Below are 18,419 nucleotides of genomic sequence, written 5' to 3' on the forward strand. Positions count from 1 at the left end.
TTTTAACAAGGAGGTGTTATTCATTATGGGTAAAGATCGCCAAGAACGAAAACTACGAGAATCACGCCGCGTTGAATCCGATCGTGATCAATCACTACAATATCCAGGTGCAACTGGACTTGATACACCAGAACAGGCTCGAAAACAAAACCAGCACTAATTAATGCAAAAAGACGGTTTCGATATTGTACGAAACCGTCTTTTACATAATCAGTTTAATGTTTTCTATTTATATTGAAATAATATTTCACACACTATATCCTCCCATTACTTCTTTTTATCTTCACCTATTCCTATTAAAAATTAAGTTCTCTCCAGTAATTCGACAACACACCATCTACATTTTTCAACCCTTTTTCAATTGCAATTTTTACGAAATGATATTTTTATATAATACTAATTCCTTTCTCCACTTTATATTACGAAAAAGAATAGAACAAAAAAAATCAACCGAACGGTTGATTTTTTATCTCCTACTATAATGCGCAGTATCAATACCACGCTGCATTAACCAATGATACGTTTCACCCTTTACAACAAGAGGTACAGATTGCAACTCTTCTATCGTTTTCGCACCAAGAGCTGTCATTATAAATTTCAAATCTGTATGTAGGAGCTCAATTTCATCCACTAACTTCTCGATACCATCTTGCATTAAAATACGTAAAAAGTAACCAGCAAACGCAGTTGTATTCGCCCCTAATGCGATCGCTTTCGCTACGTCAAGCGCTGTTTGTATGCCCCCAGATGCAATAAAAGAGAGGTTATTATTTGTAGAGGTTGCTTCAATAATCGAGGTTGCTGTTTGTATGCCCCAGTTATTAAAATAAGAAAGCATTCGCTGTCTTCTTTCATTTTCAACAGCAGCAAAATTCGTACCACCTTGCCCACCAATATCAATTGCTGTTACACCTACGTTCGCTAACTGCTGCACTGTTTCCTTACTCATCCCAAATCCAACTTCTTTTACAATGATAGGAACTTTACTATTTAAAACAATTTTCTCAATGCGCTGAAGTACTCCAGTAAAATCACGGTCTCCTTCTGGCATCGTTAACTCTTGTATGACATTTAAATGAATTTGCAATGCATTCGCTTCAATCATATCAACGGCACGCTCTGCCTGTTCGATAGTTGCCTCACTACCTAAATTAGCAAAGAAAATACCATTTGGATTTACCTTTCTGATCACCTTATAAGAAGCAGCTTCACTTTCATCTTTTAACGCCGCCATTTGCGAACCTACAGCCATAGCAAGGTTATGATGTTTCGCTACATATGCTAATTGCTCATTAATATGTAACGTTTTCTCTCCTCCACCACCAGTCATCGCATTGATAAAAATCGGCGAACTTAGTGAAAGTTCGCCGATTTTTGTTTCACATGTTATTGTGTCATAATTTGAATTTGGCAAGCTTTGATGCACAAAATCAATATCATGAAAGCCATGCGTACGAGACTGACCAGTAGAAAGAGCGTATTCAATATGATCTAATTTACGTTTTGCCCTTACCACTTGTACCCCTCATTATTTCTTTAATTTTTTCAGTTGTTCACCAATAATATCACTTAATTGGAAAGTAGCAGAATCAGCATTTGGCTCATACTGACTATAATCTTCAGTTACATTATTTTCCTCAAGCGCTTCTTTTATACTTAAAGAAATACGTTTCTCTGCTACGTGAACTTCAAGTACTTTCACTTTTACTTCTTGTCCCATTTCCAATACTTCATTCGGATTTTTCACGTGACGATTTGCAATTTGAGATACGTGTACAAGTCCTTCAACGCCCGGTAAAATCTCAACGAATGCACCAAATGTAACAAGGCGTTTTACTACTCCCTCACGAATATCTCCAGCTTTTATTTCGCCAGCAACGTTTTCCCAAGGTCCTGGTTGAGCTGCTTTAATTGATAAAGAAATACGTTGTGTATCAGCATCAACAGATAACACCTTTACCTTAACCTTTTGACCTTGCTCTAACACTTCAGAAGGTTGCTCTACACGTTCGTGTGAAATTTGTGAAATGTGAACTAAACCGTCCACTCCACCAACATTAACGAATGCGCCAAAGTCAGTTAATCGTTGTACTGTTCCTTCAACAACGTCCCCTTCTTTTAATGAAGAAATTGCTTCTTTTTTCTTAGAATCTAGTTCTAATTCTACTACCGCTTTATGCGAAAGGATTACACGATTTTTTTCACGGTCTAATTCAACAATTTTCACCGCTAATGTTTTACCTTTATAGTCAGTAAAGTCTTCTACATAATGTACTTCTACAAGTGAAGCTGGAATAAAACCGCGAACACCAAGGTCCACAACTAATCCGCCATTCACAATATCTTTTACAGTAACATCAAATACATGACCAGAAGTAAATTTCTCTTGTAGTTCTACCCATGCTTTTTCTGCATCAACAGCACGTTTAGATAAGACAAGATCATCTTCTTCTAATTTAATAATTTTCAACTCTAGTGTTTGATCTAATTCTACAACATCGCTTGCTTTTTCAATATGAACGTTAGCTAATTCACTAATTGGAATTACGCCATCTGTTTTGTATCCAACATTTACAAGCACTTGTTTCTCTTCAACCTTCGTTACAGAACCTGTAACAACGTCACCAACTTGTAATTCTTTTGAATCCATAACTTCTTCATTCATTTTCTCTACCATGGAAATACCTCCCTACAGAATTGACAAAGCATTTTTTATGTATATACGAAATGAAAACAAAGTTTTCATTTGCATGTTTAAGAATTTCTCATCACATACTCTTTTTCAATAACATTCACAAGAAAATATATTAAACCTATATAAATAGTATACAGCAAAACCAGCTTGAAAAAAGTATGTTTTGAAATATAATAGCGAATATATTCTGACAGTTTCATTCCTCTTTAACTAACTTCTTACAAATCAGCTCATTTGTCAAGGAAAGAGACTCATAATTCACGTATCCTTTACATTTCTATTTAAACAAAAAAAGAAAGAGGATTATCCCCTTTCTTTATTTCGCAAACACTCCAGAAACAATGCTCATAATTTTTTGGACAACTTCTTCAATTGATAAAGAAGTCGTATCTAATTCCAATGCATCATCAGCCTTTTTTAGTGGAGAAACTTCGCGTTCTGAATCTAATTTATCACGCTGAGCAATTTCTTCTTTTAGCTGCTCTAAATTAGAATCGAAACCTTTATTTAAATTTTCTAAATGCCTTCTTTCCGCTCTTTCTTCAACAGAAGCAAGCATAAAGATTTTCACTTCAGCATCCGGTAATACATGTGTACCAATATCACGGCCGTCCATTACAACGCCGCCTTTTTTCGCTAACTCTTGCTGACGACGTACCATTTCTTCACGAACAAGGCGATGTTTCGCTACAATAGATACTCGATTCGTCACATCAGGTGTACGAATTACTTCAGAAACATCTTGTCCATTTAAAAATACAAGCTGTGTATTTTCTCCTTGCTGAAACTCAATATTTACATTCTTTACAACTTCCATTAACTGCTCTTCATTTTCAATGTCTACTTTTTGTTCAAGGGCTGCATATGTAAGCGTACGGTACATTGCGCCTGTATCAATATAAACATAAGAAAGTTCCTTCGCAACAACTTTTGCCACTGTACTTTTCCCTGCAGCTGCTGGACCATCTATAGCAATTGAAATTCGTTTATCCATTGTAACACCTCATTTTTTCACTTATAAAACAAAACGAAAAGCAGGTGTTCACCCTGCTTCTTCTCATTTGCTTCGCGTCATTAAATCCTCAATTATTGTAGCATAATCCTTCATAGAAGAAAATGAAAACTACCGATTCACCTGCAAGATTTCCACTTTGTTTTTTACCATAACACCCTCATAATAAACAATTTTAGATAAATATTTCACTGATGACTTATGTATAAATAACAATTGTACAACAGAAAGACAAATGAATTGTATTATTAATATACGAATAAAAATTCTCTCCATCTTTTTCACCGTAATTTCTCCCTCCTATACTATATTTGCACATTTCGTTTCGTAATTTTATACATCGTACATATAGCAGTTAATTTTATTGTCATTTTCGAGGCATACTTTTATACATTTCCATTGTCGAATTTACTCAAAACATGTTATGTTCTAAATGTATTTTTTTACTTGAAAGGGGTATAAGCATTGAAAAGAATCCTAGTTTTACACACAGGTGGAACAATTGCAATGGAGGAAGATAAAGAAACTGGGGTCGTACAACCAGGTAAAAAAAATCCTCTTTTAAAATTCATTCCTGATTTAGAAGGCGATGTTGATTTAATCGTTGAAGATGTGTTCCATCTACCATCTCCTCATATGACACCGAGCGAAATGTTACAATTACAAGTCATCATTGATGAAAGAGTAAAACAAGACAACATTCATGGCGTAGTTATTACGCATGGTACGGATACATTAGAAGAAACAGCTTATTTCTTAGATTTAACAGTACAAGCAACTATTCCGATCGTAGTGACAGGTGCAATGCGCTCTAGTAATGAGTTAGGTGCTGATGGTCTATATAACTTCTTATCAGCTGTAAAAGTTGCTAGTTGTGATGAAGCTGCAGAAAAAGGTGTTTTAGTCGTATTAAACGACGAAATTCATTGCGCTACAAATGTAACGAAAACACATACAAGTAATGTCGCAACATTCCAAAGTCCACAATACGGACCAATTGGAATGGTAACAAAACGCGGCGTTGTCTTCCATCACGCTTTAGTACATCGCGAATCATATACGATAAATAAAGTGTCTAAAAATGTAGTTGTTCTAAAAGCATATGCTGGCATGGATGATACATTATTAGCAGCAATCGAAAATCTTCCTGTAGACGGCATTGTTATCGAAGCTCTTGGACAAGGTAATCTCCCTCCAAGAACACTACCTAGCCTAGAAAGATTATTAAATAAAGGTATTCCTGTCGTATTAGTTTCTCGCTGTTTCAACGGTATCGTTCAAGACGTATATTCGTATGAAGGTGGCGGTAAACACTTAAAAGATATGGGCATTGTATTCACATACGGCTTAAATGCACAAAAAGCACGCATTAAATTACTTGTTGCATTAGAGAATACAAATTCTCATGAATCCATTCAAAATATGTTTATGCACGAATAAAAAGGAGCTGTCGAGATTTTCCCGACAGCTCCTTTTTATTTTTCTCTTGATGCAATGGTTTGCGCAATCGCATCTCCATGAAATCTACCGTTCTCGATAAATATTTCATTTGCATTATTTCCAGCAGCAATGACACCTGCAATGAAAATATTTTCAGCATTCGTTTCCATTCTATCCTCTGTATAAATTGGACGTCCTGTTTCTTCATCAATCTGAACACCCATCTTCGTTAAGAAGCTATGATCAGGATGATAACCAGTCATCGCAAATACAAAATCGTTTTTGATTGTAAAAGCTTCACCATCAACTGTAAACGTTAATGTATGCTCAGTAATCTCTTTCACATGAGCTCCAAAATGCATTTGAATTGTACCGTTTCGTACTAACGCCTCAAATTCCGGCAAAATCCAAGGCTTTATGCTTGGTGAATACTCACTTCCACGATACAGTACCGTTACACGTGCACCAGATTTAACAAGTTCTAACGCGGCATCTACACTCGAGTTTTTCCCACCTATAACTACTACATCTCGATCAAAATAAGGATGCCCCTCTTTAAAATAGTGAGCTACTTTCTTCAATTCCTCACCTGGAACATTCATATAATTTGGATTATCATAATATCCAGTTGCTACAACAATATATTTCCCTATATACATTTCCTTACTTCCATCACGCTTTGTCGTCTCAACCCGAAAAACTTCTCCATCTTTTTGAACTTTCTCCACTCGCTCAAAAGCATTTACACGTACAGATTTACGTTTTACTACTTCACGATAATACGCAAGCGCTTGATTTCGAAATGGCTTACGATTTTCTGTAATAAAAGCTACATCACCAATTTCTAATTTTTCACTAGAAGAGAAAAATGTTTGATGAGTTGGATAATTATAAATGGCATTTACAATGTTTCCTTTTTCAATTACTAACGGATTTATCCCTACCTTTTGCAACGAAATTGCAGCCGCTAATCCGCACGGACCGCCTCCGATTATAATAACTGTTTCTTTCTGCATACTCGTCCACTCCTAGTCTTCTACCAATGCACTATTTATAAAAACAAGAAAAAACCTACTTACAGCAGTAGGCACCTATCTTTATTGTATTCATTTTTCATATATTTGTCATCTAAACGAAACGTACATCCGATAGACATCTGCTAAAAACTGCTGAAATTTAATACCTTGTTTCCCTAATACATTCTCAGGATCAATCTTTCTAGCTGGATCAAGCGTTTTATGTGACACGATATCTTTTTTCGGATTTAAGCCAAAGTTTTGGCATAAATACGCATGATACCATGTAAAACGATTATACGCTTCCCAAAAGTTAACATCACCACCATAACAAAGTTCCACTCCAATGGCCGCCTTATTCGCGTCATAGCCATATAAGTCATTATCCGTCGGCACACCATATCGAACATGATACGCAACTTCATTTATAGGAATAATCTCCAATATTGTTTTATCATCTATAAATGTATGTGCCGAAGCTTTCGGTTGTAATTCATTAAAGTAATCTCGATTGCCTATCGCATTGCTTCCAGGATTCCCCGTATCATGGCTTACGATAAATCTCACTTTAGTCAGAGGAATCCCCGGTCGTGAACTTCCATATCCAATATAATTGCGCTCTATAGGAAACATCGCCATTGCTACCAACTCCCGCTCTAGAAGATTACCTTACTTCCTTATATATGTATTCGGTAGCAATGTCCTTATCGCATATTTCTTACGCGAAGAGAAAATCGAAAATATTTGAAGTGAACACCATAAACAACAAGATACTTACAGCCACTCCATAAAAACCGTAAAACCAAACACAATCTTCTTTCGTATCTAAACCGAAAAATTTATTTACCGATTGTAATAATGTGCCACGCTTGCTTTGTTTGTTTCGTAATACTTCCACTCGCTCTACAACATCTGCTGGCATCATAAATCTTTGGTCTACTGTCATTTTCATCATTTATCTCTCCTTAAAATCATTTCCGTTTTGTTTATCTAAGGAGAGTATAGCACGTTTGTTCGTGTAGAACAAGCGTTCTTTTTTATTTTTATTTTATTTTATTTTTCAGCAAGCCAAGTAAAAATTGAGATTACAACGGCAATAATCGGCCCTACTACAACCACACCAAATATCAGAAACAGTAGCCCTTCCCCGAACATCCGAACGGTACTTATTTTGCGAGCTTTCATCGTTCTTGCGAGTTCTCCCTCTAACCTATTAACCTTTTCTTCTAATTGTTCTACTCGTTCCAACATTTCATTCTCCATATACAACACCTCATTTAATACTTCAACAAAAAAACGTGATTCCCTCGAAAGGAAATCACGTTTTCTCAAGATATAATATTTTATACCCAACCTCTGAAGCGGCTTGCTTCAGCCATTTTACGAACACCAACCATGTACGCCGCTAAGCGCATGTTCACTTTACGAACTTGTGCTGTTTCATAAATAGAATCAAATGATCTTACCATTACTTTTTCTAAACGTTGTTCTACTTCTTCTTCAGTCCAGTAGTAACCTTGGTTATTTTGTACCCACTCAAAGTAAGATACTGTTACACCACCAGCACTTGCTAACACGTCTGGAACAAGTAAAATTCCGCGATCTGTTAAAATTTTAGTCGCTTCTAATGTTGTTGGACCATTTGCAGCTTCAACAACGATTTTCGCTTTAATATCATTAGCATTTTCTTCTGTAATTTGGTTCTCAATTGCAGCTGGAACTAAAATATCGCAATCAAGTTCTAACAATTCTTTGTTTGAAATTGTATTGTTAAATAACTTTGTTACTGTACCGAAGCTATCACGACGGTCTAATAAATAATCAATATCTAATCCGTTTGGATCATGTAACGCGCCGTAAGCATCTGAGATTGCAATAACTTTCGCACCTGCATCATGCATAAATTTAGCTAAGAAGCTACCAGCATTACCGAATCCTTGAACAACAACGCGTGCACTCTTAATATCAATGCCACGTTTTTTCGCAGCTTCGCGAATACAAATTGTTACACCTTTCGCTGTTGCTGTTTCACGTCCATGTGATCCACCTAGTACAAGCGGTTTACCTGTAATAAATCCTGGTGAATTAAATTCATCAATACGGCTATACTCATCCATCATCCATGCCATAATTTGAGAGTTTGTGAATACATCTGGAGCTGGAATATCTTTCGTCGGTCCTACGATTTGGCTAATTGCTCGTACATAACCGCGGCTTAATCTTTCTAACTCACGGAATGACATTTCACGTGGATCACAAATAATTCCACCCTTACCTCCACCATATGGTAAATCAACAATACCACATTTTAAACTCATCCAGATTGAAAGTGCTTTCACTTCATTTTCTGTTACATTCGGATGGAAGCGAATTCCACCTTTCGTTGGACCAACAGCATCATTATGTTGCGCACGATATCCTGTAAATATTTTAACAGTCCCGTCATCCATACGAACTGGTATTTTCACTGTCATCATACGAATTGGTTCTTTTAATAATTCATATACTTCGTTTGGATAACCCAATTTTTCTAACGCTTCACTAATAACAATTTGTGTTGAATTCAATAGTTCAAAATGTTGTTCCCTTTGTTGTTGTGTTTTTGTTTGAGTTCCCTTTTCGGCTACCATAGTAAGTAAACCCCCTGTAATTTCACTTGTTTAGTAAACCTTCATTGCCTAGTATACACCCTTAAATTTGGAATGCAATAGAAAACGCTAACAAATATATACAAACTATTTTCTATTGCAAGCGTTTTCACTATTATTATAGTCCTTTTATTACTTTTAGAAAAGTAAAATACTTAAATATTTAAATATTTTTTATTTTCATCAACCACACTCCCATAAAACTGCATATTTTATTTTCAAAAAGTATGTTCGAGTATTTACAATCATCCCTTCCCTTCTCCAAATAAGAACAAAACCTCAGCTATGTTGTATTAGCTGAGGTTTTGTTTTTTCACAAAGTAATTGTGTATTTGTTCTATCGCGTTAACATCCATTAATTCTTTACCGTACTCCATGATGCGATAAATGGTTGCTGTAGACGGATTACCGTATTCCGCTAAAATAGCTATAAAATCCGCCTTTAACAATTGAATTTGTTCCTCTTCTTCCACCCAAAGATAGAAGCGCTCATCCCACGTATATAGCTTTCCGCCAGTTACACCAAGGTTATATAAGCGATTCGACAGGTTAATTACGTCATCTAGCGTAGCAAACTCATATAATATATGCTCACTTTCATCTAGAGTCACTTGCATTTCAATAAACTCGTCACGGAACTCATCATCTGTATCTATTTCTTGATTTTCTTTCGTTACAATTACAACCATCCCTTGTGCTTGTAGAGAAAACACTTCAACTGCAATCGGACCATCTGCTTCAAATCCTAATTCCTTATTTGCTTCTTGCATCATATCACGAAATAATTGCTGTACTTTCGGTGCATTTCTCCATAAATCTTCTTTCGTTAATCCTCGTTCAGATAAATCATCAAATGTTAGAAAAATTTTTATCTTATTGTAATTTAATCGTTCCAGCCTCATCTCATACCCTCCCTACGTAACCAATGCATCTAATTTTTATTATATGAAATAGAAAATAGATGGTTCTTTTCGAACAACTATTCCGACATTTTTAACCATCCATCCCATTCTTCTTTCGTATCACCAATTAAGATTGTTTCAATGTCCAACTGGTTTAGAACGCCTAGCTTTCCGATAAATCCAACAGAAAGAGATTCCCTTTTTTCTTGTAATAAATTTATAAAGTTCATCGTCTTTTTCATTTCTTGTTCGTCAGCAAAAGATATAAATACATATTTCGGCTGTATTTCCTCTACCGCTGATAACATACCATCTTCAGCTAAGCTTGTCCTAATATATATCGCCTCATATCCTTTTAAGCGTAAATAAGTTGAAAAAATAAATCCTTTCAATGCATCCTTTTCTAACACAATAACTTTGTGTAAAGAGGAAAACATTGAGGCATTGTGATACACCATCCCTAGACGCGTTTGTAAAAATGATAGTGCATATTGAAATTGCACCATTGAAATCTCATTATTATTTTTTGACGTTAATAATTTGTCTGTCACTCGAAGAACAATACTGGCAACAACCTTCTCTGTTGAATATATACTAAAAGCTTCGTTTAATAATGCAGCAATTGTAATTTCATCAAATTTTAACAAAGCTTGTAGCAAATCGTCCACTAAAACAACTTCTTTATCGAAATGTATCTCTTTTTGAACTGTACTCTGCAAACGATTTTCTTCTAATAATTGAACTGCTTGTCCAATCATCATACCGGAAGAAACTTTTTCCATTAACCATTTTAAAATTTGAATATGCTCTTCTGTATATAAACGATGCCCAGCTTGATTCCGCTTTGGGGCAATAATTTGATATCGTCTTTCCCATGCACGAAGCGTACTCGGCTGAACTCCAATTATATTCGAAACGGCTTTTATATTGTATTTCCCATTAAGAGTTGGCATCATTTCCCTCCGCACAATGTAATGATGTGTGTTTGAGCAGGTGCTCGGAAACGAAGTGGTATCAATGTTGTTCCATACCCATTACTAACAAAGAGAATCGTATTTAAATGGTTATATACGCCACCTTTTAAATATTTTTTAGATGGGAATAATCGGATTTGCCCTCCATGCGTATGTCCACTTAAGACAAGTGAAATCTGTTCATTTCCAGACATTTTTTTTATTATATCAGGGTTGTGACTAACTAGGATACGAAAACCATCTTCTTTACAATCCGCCAATGCCAAATCTAGACGATCACGGTGCAATCCAACATCATCTATACCGAGCAAACAAATTTTCTCGCCTAATTCAGACTCAAATACCACTCTTGTATTATCTAAAACTTTTACGTTATTTTCTAATAATAACGCATCTAATTCATGATATTCTATCTCATAATCATTGTTTCCCCACACAAAATATACAGGAGCTACCTCTCTTAACTTTTGAATATTCGCAGAGATTTTTGATAAAGAGACACCTTTCTCTGCTAAATCTCCTCCGATAATTACGAGATCTACTTTTCCTTTTACTTGTTCAATTAACAAATTCGAAATGACTCTTCTATGAATATCAGAAATAAAAAACACATTTACTTTTTGAAAACTTTTCGGAAATTCTTTAAATACTAAAGTATGTTCCAACACCGTATTACGCATCGCTTCTTTATACATCACAAGAAGCAATAAAATCCCCATGCCTATGAGAGTACTGAATAATATAATCCATATCATATTTTTGACTCCCCTCCTCATAAAGATAATCCTAGGCTTTTATAACAAACGGTGATCGCTTAACTCACTAGCTTTCTTGCTTTGTGGACTTATCTTTTATCGGAATTTTTAATTCTTGACCTGCACTCACTTCATCTTCTTGCAAGTTATTATACTTTTTAATTACTTCAATTCCATTTCCATCTGAAAAATATTGCTTCGCTATACTTTCTAAAGTTTCTCCCTCTTTCACAGTATGCGTTATTACTTTTTCAGAATGTTTCTGCGACTCAGATTTAGCTGAATCAAAGAAGATTACTTCAAACGCACTTTTTCCGGCATTATTACTATCACCCTTCACCTGAATATATTTATCCGTGTACCACAAAATACTAATCGGCAGCAGAATGAATAGAAATGTTAAAACCCGGACGAAAATGTGATTTATTTTAAACTTTTGTTTTTTTTCTTTATTTCTATGAATTTCACTACGCGGCGGTAAACTTTCTTTTTCTTCCACTCGCTCAACTTCTAATTCCTCTTCAAAATCAGGAATTCGTTTCCTCATGTTGTTCACCACCACCTTCCATTTATTTTCTTAATTGGAGTCCCATTATAAAATCAACAAGAAAGTGTGCAAAGATTGTTATAAACAAATTTCCTGTCCATTCAAATACATAACCAAAGACGAAACTAATGAAACAGACGAAACAAAACAAAAATGGCTTTGTTATATAACGAATATGTAACACTGCAAATACGAAGCTCGCAATTACAATTCCAAAATGAGTCTGTACTACACCTCTAAATAAAAATTCTTCTGCAAAACCAATTAAGAACGTAATAACGAGTAAATGCAGAACGGACATTCCTCGAAACATCTTATCGTTAATACCACCATCATCAAACCAAGACTCCGGAAACACTCGCATTGCAACATAATCTAATAACACAATACCAATCGCTAACAAACCACCTATAATAAGTATAGATACTGGTTCCCATTTCCATAAATTAAAGACTTCTTTTACATCTTGAAATAATATATATGCCAGTAAACAGCCAATACCGATAATAATTAACTGTGTTATATATAGATTCAGCCTTATTTCCTGCGGACTCATATCTTCAACATTATGTCTTTGAATGTTCATCATTCCTCCATCTTTTCTAGGCCGAAAAGCTTTTGTAACTCTGTTTCCCAATTATAGTCGAAATCCGATTGTTGCGCTCGTCTTTTTTTATAATCTTCTTTTGTAATACCGCAATAATCGCAGCAATTAATTAACTCTTGCTCTTTCCTATAACCGAACTGTTGCAGCACATATTCACGTCTACATCCTTTAACTTGTATCCATGACTTCATATTTTCTAGCTCACTATATTTATTACGCAACCTTATTTCTACTTCAGCTATTAATCGGTTCATGATTTCATCTGACAAACCTTCTAATAATAATCTTCGTTGTTGTATAATTCCAACCTGTTCGAGATGATAACGAACGAAACGCCAATATTGCTCATTAAATCTTGCTGCATTATAACAAATTTCTTCTACATCTTCTATTGATAATTCTTTCGTTTGAAACATTCTTTCTTGTAGTAAAGAAAATAAAAATTGTATTTGTGACTTACTTGGCAATTCATCCTCAATGATTGAAATTGGTAAATCATGATCCAACGGACTACATAATAAAATAGCTATACTCGGTTCGCCATCTCTTCCAGCTCTTCCGATTTCTTGTAAGTAAGAAGCTATATTAGTTGGATAATGAAAATGAATAATATATCGCGTATTCGCCTTATTTACCCCCATACCAAATGCACTTGTGCATATTACAAGTTGCAATTGATCGTTCATAAACTGCTGTTGAATTAACATACGCTCTTCATGTTCCATACCACCATGATAAAAAGCTACACCAGTAACACCTTTCCCTCTCAAGTATTCCGTTAACCTTTCTGTCCACGCTCTACTTGAGCAATATACAATCCCCGGCCCTTGTAAATACATCACCTGCTCTAAAAGCGCCTCTTTCTTTTCTTCTATCGTCTCTACAAATTGCACATCCATTGCAATATTAGGACGGTCAATAGAGTATACATGTTCCGCGGCACCCTTTAAATTTAAACTATTTGCGATATCCTGCAGTACCCCTTTTGTCGCTGTGGCTGTCAATGCTAATACTGTAGGAGAACCAATATTTTCAATAACTACATTTAGTTTTTTATAGTCCGGTCTAAAATCATAACCCCATTGAGAAATACAATGAGCCTCATCAACAACAAATAATGAAATATGAATTTTCTTCAATTCCCTAATTAATAACTCCGACTGTAACATCTCTGGTGAAACAAAAATAAATTTATATGAAGATAATTTTTTCATCGCTTCTCTTTTTTCATTTAATGTCCGAAAACTATTAAATGCTATTACTCGGTTTTTCACAACATACTTTAATTGTGTCACTTGATCTTCCATTAAAGATAATAACGGTGATACAACAAGCACTGTTCCTTCTCGCATAAGCCCCGGAAACTGATAGCACATAGATTTCCCTCTTCCAGTCGGAAGCATTGCTATCACATCTTTTCCTTCTAATAAATCTGTAATAACTCCTTTTTGACCTGGACGAAATTCAGAATATCCAAACCACTTATATAAATATTCTTCAAGTTTCATTTACACCCTCCATCCGCGCTAATACAAGACGAACTTCAAAATAAGAGATATCTTCTCCAACCGCTTGTTTCAAAACACGTAACTTCCGCGTTTGCAATGCTTCAATTACTTTTATTACTTTGTCTATCTTTTCTTTTTCCATAAACATTTCAATAGAAAAATCTTTTTCTCGCAAAGCAATTTCAACAAAATGATCTTCTATCGTTGCAACCTTTAAATTCCGAATCGTCGCTATTTCTTCTAAAGAACGTCCTTGTCTCCAAAAATTATATGTTTTTTTCGTCGATAAACTAAATAATTCAGCTCTCTCATTTGGATAAGATATAATTTCAGCTAATAGTGGAAATTCCTTTTCTTTATCACGAACTTCTTGTATAAAGAAATGCATTGTACCCCAAAATAAAAAATACACCCTGAATATATCTTGTTTCGTAATTTCTGCTAATTGTTGCAATGTACAACCAATACGTTCATAACCCGTTAGTCGATATGTTACAATCGTCGCTTCTATCGTATTGCTCTTTTCTAAAAGATTATGTACTTCCGTCCATAGTTTTCTCGCCAACTCACTTCTCTTATATGGTATTCCTGTTAGAAAACGTTTCACCCACATCATTATTTCTGTATCTTGCTGAATTGGGATAAACTTCGTATTATTCTGTTGTAAATTTGATATAGTTTGAATAATTAATGATAATCTTTTCCAAAATGTTTCACCTAATTCACCATAATGTAAACCATGCAAATGCGCCGGAAAAGCATAAACTTCCTCCCATTTATGTAACTGCATTTTACCCGTAGGTGTTAACACATATGTATTTTCATGTATTTCTTGAATAAAATTCGCTTGCAACAACTTTGCAACTTCACCATCATAGTCATTTCTATTCAATGATTTGTATATTCCGAACAAAAAAGAAATTCGGAACATATTTCCATCTTGTAAAGTTTGCGAAGAACGTTTGCCCTTTAGTAAATAATAAATAGAAGAAACGGTTCTTTCACCATTCAATTGTTTTAAACAATGCAACAAAGTATATTGTATTTGCATGACCGCTTCCACCTTCCAATCTTAATTTCATTCTTTTCAGTACAATTACACTATCTACTTTCGCTCATTAAACTTATCATATAAGAACTATATACTTGTATATCTTCTATTGTATCAAACGAAATCATATTTACGTATTTTGAAAATCTTATGACATAATTCAAAAATGAGTTGACACTCTAATTGATAAGCATTATCATTATAATTTTATGTTGAAAAGTTTTACAAACCGTTTTACAATAAGGTTATAATTTTTATGGCGAGCTTTTCACATACATATTATCAGGAGGGAAAAAAGATGGCAAAATATACAATCGTTGATAAAGATACTTGTATTGCATGTGGTGCTTGTGGCGCTGCTGCACCAGACATTTATGACTATGATGATGAAGGTATTGCATTTGTAACATTAGATGATAACCAAGGTATCGTTGAAATTCCAGATGTATTAATTGAAGATATGATGGATGCATTCGAAGGCTGTCCAACTGACTCAATTAAAGTTGCTGACGAATCATTCGACGGAGACGCTTTAAAATTCGAATAGTCTTTTATTAACTTCAAAAAATGCCCCTCATATTGATGAGGGGCATTTTTTGTATCTAAATTTTATTTTCCTTAATAAAAAACCATTAGTAGTTTCACACTACTAATGGTTTTAATATATATTATGCATTTTTCATTTTTGCAAACACCCATACTTTCAGGCGTGAGAATAATGCTACAAATACAATTGTTACAACAATCCCTTTAATTAAATTAAATGGTAAGATTGCCGTTACAACCGTTGTTCTTATAGCTTCGCTAGACATAGCCGGTGAATTTAAAAACCAAGTGTAAGCCGGGAATATGATGATGTAGTTTAATACACTCATAATAAGCGCCATTGTAATTGTCCCTAGCATTAATCCTGTAGTTAAACTCTTCACAGTACGATACTTTCTAAATAAGAAAGCTGCTGGTCCAATAAATAAACATCCTGCAATAAAGTTTGCAATTTCTCCAACTGGTACTCCCGTTAAACTTCCTTGAATCCCGTAATGTAAAATGTTCTTTATCGCCTCTACAATCACTCCTGCTACTGGTCCAAAGATAATTGCTGCAATTAGAGCTGGTACATCACTAAAATCAATTTTCAAAAATAGCGGAAGCCCTGGGAACGGGAAATCTAACATCATTAGTAAATATGCAATACTACTTAGCATCGCTACACTCACCATCTGCACTACACTGTTTTTTTGTTTCATCTTTCTCTCTCCTTTTCCATCGATCATCTCATGGAAAGTGGAAAGGTTCTGCTATGCCTATTTTTTCATAGAACGAAAAAACCCTTTGTGTTTTACACAAAGGGAGAATTTAAGGCACATCAAACAGACGTTCAAATCCATATCTTTTTTGAACGCTTGAACCTCCATCTTCTCCCATCCAGACTATACTGTCGGCTTTGGAATTACACCAAATCCTGCCTTAACGGCTCGCGGGCTTAGAACAAAATCATAAATAGTTCATCACCGCCGGTCGGGATTTTCACCCTGCCCCGAAGATAGACCGATATTCTATTTTCCCCTTCATTATACAACAACCTCATAACATTGTGAACTAAAAAATTGTAACTTATTTAAAATTAGTTATTTATTTTTCGTAACAAAAAATAAATTGCGAGATATTTTACAATACAATCCATATTTTTTATTATTCGGCATTTCTCTTTTGAATTACCTAGTCATATATAATTAAAAGTGATAAGATATTGAATTGTTAAGATAAGAACATTTTCTGAGTTATGGAGGAAATGTCATGAAAAAAGACAAGAGACATTCTATTCGAGAAGCAATGAAAAAAAACTTAAGAAAAGAATACTTTTACTTAAAAAAAGAATTACTTTTCTACTGCCCAATTGATTTAGGCACATTCTCAAACGAGACATACTATGCTACTTTCGATGAAGATGGCATTAGTATTTATCAGTATGATAAAAAAACAGAAAGTAAATTAAAATTGTGTGAGCGTCATCCGTGGAAGAGTTGGAATAAAGTGAAGATTGATCACTATTTGACAACTTCTCAATTTATTTTTCAGGGTGAGCGAAATTGGATCTTATCTCTTTTTCAAAAAGGAAAAGAAGCTCAAAAAATTATTGAAGAGCATACATCTTTACAAACAGAAGTTGTTTCCCGCTCTTTCTTAAAAAAACTTCCTGGTTTTCGTTCTAATACACCACTGAATAAATACATCGGTAGTATTTGTTACACTGCACTTATTGCATTTTTATTAAAATGGATGATTCCATTTCAAGCACCACAAATCGCCCTGTATTCTATTTCGATTGGTTGTATGCTTCTTGGCCTACTTTGTTTGACAATCGGTTTAATTGAACCGACTATCGTACTGTTTCGAACAAAAGAGAAAACAAGAACAAAAGTTTTTTACTTATATAGCTATATAGCTATTTCTGGATTTATATGTGTCTTTATTTTTTGGTAAAAGAAGCCGTCCCAAAATAAATTTTGGGACGGTTTTCTTTTAGATATAGATGCTCTGATTCACTCAATAGTTCTAGCAAAAGCGCCCATATAATTTCATTTACATTGAACCTTATTTAAAAAGAACATAAATTTGTTCAAAGTTTAATTTTTGAAATGTTTCCTTTACTTAACATATAATTGTTGATTAGGATAAATTAGCTCTTGCTGCAATCCATTTTTTTCTTTAATTTCCTTAAGTGTCATACTAAATTTCCGTGCAATACTAACTAAAGTATCCCCTTTTTGTACGACATATAATGATGAAGAAACAACTTCATTTCTTTGTTCATTTAAAACAAGCAATGGGTTCATCGCATTCTTTTTCGCCATCGTCCATCTTCCTTGATGAAGTTCTAGATGTAAGTGTGCACCTCGCGATTCTCCCGTGTTCCCTACTTCTCCAATTTTTTCTCCTTTGGAAATATAATCTCCTTGACCCACATATCTCTTATTTAAATGTGCATATACAGCCTCATATTCTCCGTGTTTAATAAATACAACATTTCCATAACTACTTGAATAATAAGACTTCGTTACCCTACCATCTTGAATAGCTGCCACAGGCGTTCCAATCGGCGCAGCTACATCAATACCATAGTGTTTTCCATGCCTTGTCCCAAAATAATCACTTATCTGACCTTCAACAGGCCATGTCCATCGATTTTCTTCTGCATAAACATGTAATTGAGATACAAACAGCATACTCAATAACATGACGCCGCATTTTAAAACTTTCATA

General features: G+C 34.7%; 22 protein-coding genes and 1 riboswitch. Of the genes, 4 read left to right on the forward strand and 18 right to left on the reverse strand.

Annotated elements, in window-relative coordinates:
• The first annotated feature begins 25 nt into the window (after positions 1-25).
• A complete protein-coding gene (locus QO049_RS07590; RefSeq protein ID WP_000513900.1) occupies positions 26-160 on the forward strand; it encodes a YpzI family protein in 135 nt (44 codons plus the stop codon).
• Positions 161-466: 306 nt separating this feature from the next.
• Here the strand turns inward: QO049_RS07590 and QO049_RS07595 are convergent, their stop codons facing one another.
• The 4 genes from QO049_RS07595 to QO049_RS07610 all read right to left on the reverse strand — a co-directional run bounded on the left by QO049_RS07595 (position 467) and on the right by QO049_RS07610 (position 3,992).
• A complete protein-coding gene (locus tag QO049_RS07595; RefSeq protein WP_000251037.1) occupies positions 467-1,516 on the reverse strand; it encodes a type 2 isopentenyl-diphosphate Delta-isomerase in 1,050 nt (349 codons plus the stop codon).
• A 12-nt stretch (positions 1,517-1,528) separates the two neighbouring features.
• On the reverse strand, positions 1,529-2,677 hold the full coding sequence (rpsA, locus tag QO049_RS07600) for a 30S ribosomal protein S1 (protein ID WP_000229559.1): 1,149 nt from the start codon (positions 2,675-2,677) through the stop codon (positions 1,529-1,531).
• A 334-nt stretch (positions 2,678-3,011) separates the two neighbouring features.
• Complete coding sequence (gene cmk / locus QO049_RS07605) at positions 3,012-3,689, reverse strand: (d)CMP kinase (RefSeq protein ID WP_000361252.1); 678 nt, start codon at positions 3,687-3,689, stop codon at positions 3,012-3,014.
• 129 nt (positions 3,690-3,818) lie between these two features.
• Positions 3,819-3,992, reverse strand: coding sequence for a YpfB family protein (locus QO049_RS07610; protein WP_000738057.1), 174 nt, complete (start codon positions 3,990-3,992; stop codon positions 3,819-3,821).
• Between the two features lie 180 nt (positions 3,993-4,172).
• Here QO049_RS07610 and ansA point away from each other — a divergent pair, with 180 nt between their 5' ends.
• Positions 4,173-5,147: an asparaginase gene (gene ansA / locus QO049_RS07615; RefSeq protein WP_000822026.1), complete on the forward strand. Its 975-nt coding sequence runs from the start codon at positions 4,173-4,175 to the stop codon at positions 5,145-5,147.
• A 35-nt stretch (positions 5,148-5,182) separates the two neighbouring features.
• Here ansA and QO049_RS07620 read toward each other — a convergent pair whose 3' ends face one another.
• The 12 genes from QO049_RS07620 to QO049_RS07675 all read right to left on the reverse strand — a co-directional run bounded on the left by QO049_RS07620 (position 5,183) and on the right by QO049_RS07675 (position 15,155).
• A complete protein-coding gene (locus tag QO049_RS07620) occupies positions 5,183-6,163 on the reverse strand; it encodes a YpdA family putative bacillithiol disulfide reductase (protein WP_167320135.1) in 981 nt (326 codons plus the stop codon).
• A 108-nt stretch (positions 6,164-6,271) separates the two neighbouring features.
• A complete protein-coding gene (locus QO049_RS07625; RefSeq protein ID WP_001240655.1) occupies positions 6,272-6,802 on the reverse strand; it encodes a peptidoglycan recognition protein family protein in 531 nt (176 codons plus the stop codon).
• 79 nt (positions 6,803-6,881) lie between these two features.
• Positions 6,882-7,118 carry a DUF3961 domain-containing protein gene (locus QO049_RS07630; RefSeq protein ID WP_001983018.1) on the reverse strand — a complete coding sequence of 79 codons (237 nt, stop codon included), beginning with the start codon at positions 7,116-7,118 and terminating at the stop codon, positions 6,882-6,884.
• A gap of 98 nt (positions 7,119-7,216) precedes the next feature.
• Positions 7,217-7,426 (reverse strand): hypothetical protein, encoded by a 210-nt coding sequence (locus tag QO049_RS07635; protein ID WP_000426768.1) that lies wholly within the window; start codon positions 7,424-7,426, stop codon positions 7,217-7,219.
• Positions 7,427-7,506: 80 nt separating this feature from the next.
• Complete coding sequence (gene gudB / locus QO049_RS07640) at positions 7,507-8,793, reverse strand: Glu/Leu/Phe/Val family dehydrogenase (protein ID WP_246962433.1); 1,287 nt, start codon at positions 8,791-8,793, stop codon at positions 7,507-7,509.
• Positions 8,794-9,104: 311 nt separating this feature from the next.
• Positions 9,105-9,713: a genetic competence negative regulator gene (locus QO049_RS07645; RefSeq protein WP_001235397.1), complete on the reverse strand. Its 609-nt coding sequence runs from the start codon at positions 9,711-9,713 to the stop codon at positions 9,105-9,107.
• A 77-nt stretch (positions 9,714-9,790) separates the two neighbouring features.
• Positions 9,791-10,666 carry a MerR family transcriptional regulator gene (locus QO049_RS07650; RefSeq protein ID WP_001142650.1) on the reverse strand — a complete coding sequence of 292 codons (876 nt, stop codon included), beginning with the start codon at positions 10,664-10,666 and terminating at the stop codon, positions 9,791-9,793.
• Complete coding sequence (locus QO049_RS07655) at positions 10,666-11,442, reverse strand: metallophosphoesterase (protein ID WP_000637799.1); 777 nt, start codon at positions 11,440-11,442, stop codon at positions 10,666-10,668. The genes QO049_RS07650 and QO049_RS07655 overlap by 1 nt, the downstream gene beginning before the upstream one ends.
• Before the next feature lie 67 nt (positions 11,443-11,509).
• Complete coding sequence (locus QO049_RS07660) at positions 11,510-11,989, reverse strand: LysM peptidoglycan-binding domain-containing protein (protein WP_001231553.1); 480 nt, start codon at positions 11,987-11,989, stop codon at positions 11,510-11,512.
• A 22-nt stretch (positions 11,990-12,011) separates the two neighbouring features.
• Positions 12,012-12,575, reverse strand: coding sequence for a CPBP family intramembrane glutamic endopeptidase (locus QO049_RS07665; protein ID WP_001025780.1), 564 nt, complete (start codon positions 12,573-12,575; stop codon positions 12,012-12,014).
• The gene (gene recQ, locus QO049_RS07670) at positions 12,575-14,104 is read right to left on the reverse strand and encodes an ATP-dependent DNA helicase RecQ (RefSeq protein ID WP_167320133.1); all 1,530 of its coding nucleotides are present in this window, start codon (positions 14,102-14,104) and stop codon (positions 12,575-12,577) included. Before recQ ends, QO049_RS07665 begins: the two co-directional genes overlap by 1 nt.
• On the reverse strand, positions 14,094-15,155 hold the full coding sequence (locus QO049_RS07675) for a YpbB family protein (RefSeq protein ID WP_098022691.1): 1,062 nt from the start codon (positions 15,153-15,155) through the stop codon (positions 14,094-14,096). The genes recQ and QO049_RS07675 overlap by 11 nt, the downstream gene beginning before the upstream one ends.
• A gap of 298 nt (positions 15,156-15,453) precedes the next feature.
• Between QO049_RS07675 and QO049_RS07680 the strand changes: the two genes are divergently transcribed.
• Complete coding sequence (locus tag QO049_RS07680) at positions 15,454-15,702, forward strand: ferredoxin (protein WP_001151993.1); 249 nt, start codon at positions 15,454-15,456, stop codon at positions 15,700-15,702.
• A 121-nt stretch (positions 15,703-15,823) separates the two neighbouring features.
• Here the strand turns inward: QO049_RS07680 and QO049_RS07685 are convergent, their stop codons facing one another.
• Positions 15,824-16,402, reverse strand: coding sequence for an ECF transporter S component (locus QO049_RS07685; RefSeq protein ID WP_246962429.1), 579 nt, complete (start codon positions 16,400-16,402; stop codon positions 15,824-15,826).
• Positions 16,403-16,564: 162 nt separating this feature from the next.
• Positions 16,565-16,704, reverse strand: a riboswitch (FMN riboswitch).
• Positions 16,705-16,952: 248 nt separating this feature from the next.
• Between QO049_RS07685 and QO049_RS07690 the strand changes: the two genes are divergently transcribed.
• The gene (locus QO049_RS07690; RefSeq protein ID WP_053512848.1) at positions 16,953-17,639 is read left to right on the forward strand and encodes a hypothetical protein; all 687 of its coding nucleotides are present in this window, start codon (positions 16,953-16,955) and stop codon (positions 17,637-17,639) included.
• 164 nt (positions 17,640-17,803) lie between these two features.
• Here the strand turns inward: QO049_RS07690 and QO049_RS07695 are convergent, their stop codons facing one another.
• Positions 17,804-18,418 carry a peptidoglycan DD-metalloendopeptidase family protein gene (locus QO049_RS07695; RefSeq protein ID WP_000866125.1) on the reverse strand — a complete coding sequence of 205 codons (615 nt, stop codon included), beginning with the start codon at positions 18,416-18,418 and terminating at the stop codon, positions 17,804-17,806.
• Position 18,419: the final 1 nt, after the last annotated feature.

Origin of the sequence: Bacillus sp. RB3 (assembly GCF_030164735.1) — a bacterium.
Classification (GTDB): Bacteria; Bacillota; Bacilli; order Bacillales; family Bacillaceae_G; genus Bacillus_A; species Bacillus_A cereus.

Bases quoted from the DNA above. Each gene is read 5' to 3' on its own strand.
- QO049_RS07690 (WP_053512848.1), top strand. From the start codon at position 16,953: ATGAAAAAAGACAAGAGACATTCTATTCGAGAAGCAATGAAAAAAAAC.
- cmk (WP_000361252.1), bottom strand. From the start codon at position 3,689: ATGGATAAACGAATTTCAATTGCTATAGATGGTCCAGCAGCTGCAGGG.
- QO049_RS07645 (WP_001235397.1), bottom strand. From the start codon at position 9,713: ATGAGGCTGGAACGATTAAATTACAATAAGATAAAAATTTTTCTAACA.
- QO049_RS07675 (WP_098022691.1), bottom strand. From the start codon at position 15,155: ATGCAAATACAATATACTTTGTTGCATTGTTTAAAACAATTGAATGGT.
- QO049_RS07625 (WP_001240655.1), bottom strand. From the start codon at position 6,802: ATGGCGATGTTTCCTATAGAGCGCAATTATATTGGATATGGAAGTTCA.
- QO049_RS07695 (WP_000866125.1), bottom strand. From the start codon at position 18,418: ATGAAAGTTTTAAAATGCGGCGTCATGTTATTGAGTATGCTGTTTGTA.
- QO049_RS07635 (WP_000426768.1), bottom strand. From the start codon at position 7,426: ATGGAGAATGAAATGTTGGAACGAGTAGAACAATTAGAAGAAAAGGTT.
- QO049_RS07620 (WP_167320135.1), bottom strand. From the start codon at position 6,163: ATGCAGAAAGAAACAGTTATTATAATCGGAGGCGGTCCGTGCGGATTA.
- QO049_RS07665 (WP_001025780.1), bottom strand. From the start codon at position 12,575: ATGAACATTCAAAGACATAATGTTGAAGATATGAGTCCGCAGGAAATA.
- QO049_RS07660 (WP_001231553.1), bottom strand. From the start codon at position 11,989: ATGAGGAAACGAATTCCTGATTTTGAAGAGGAATTAGAAGTTGAGCGA.
- QO049_RS07655 (WP_000637799.1), bottom strand. From the start codon at position 11,442: ATGATATGGATTATATTATTCAGTACTCTCATAGGCATGGGGATTTTA.
- recQ (WP_167320133.1), bottom strand. From the start codon at position 14,104: ATGAAACTTGAAGAATATTTATATAAGTGGTTTGGATATTCTGAATTT.
- QO049_RS07650 (WP_001142650.1), bottom strand. From the start codon at position 10,666: ATGCCAACTCTTAATGGGAAATACAATATAAAAGCCGTTTCGAATATA.
- QO049_RS07630 (WP_001983018.1), bottom strand. From the start codon at position 7,118: ATGATGAAAATGACAGTAGACCAAAGATTTATGATGCCAGCAGATGTT.
- QO049_RS07590 (WP_000513900.1), top strand. From the start codon at position 26: ATGGGTAAAGATCGCCAAGAACGAAAACTACGAGAATCACGCCGCGTT.
- rpsA (WP_000229559.1), bottom strand. From the start codon at position 2,677: ATGGTAGAGAAAATGAATGAAGAAGTTATGGATTCAAAAGAATTACAA.
- QO049_RS07685 (WP_246962429.1), bottom strand. From the start codon at position 16,402: ATGAAACAAAAAAACAGTGTAGTGCAGATGGTGAGTGTAGCGATGCTA.
- QO049_RS07680 (WP_001151993.1), top strand. From the start codon at position 15,454: ATGGCAAAATATACAATCGTTGATAAAGATACTTGTATTGCATGTGGT.
- gudB (WP_246962433.1), bottom strand. From the start codon at position 8,793: ATGGTAGCCGAAAAGGGAACTCAAACAAAAACACAACAACAAAGGGAA.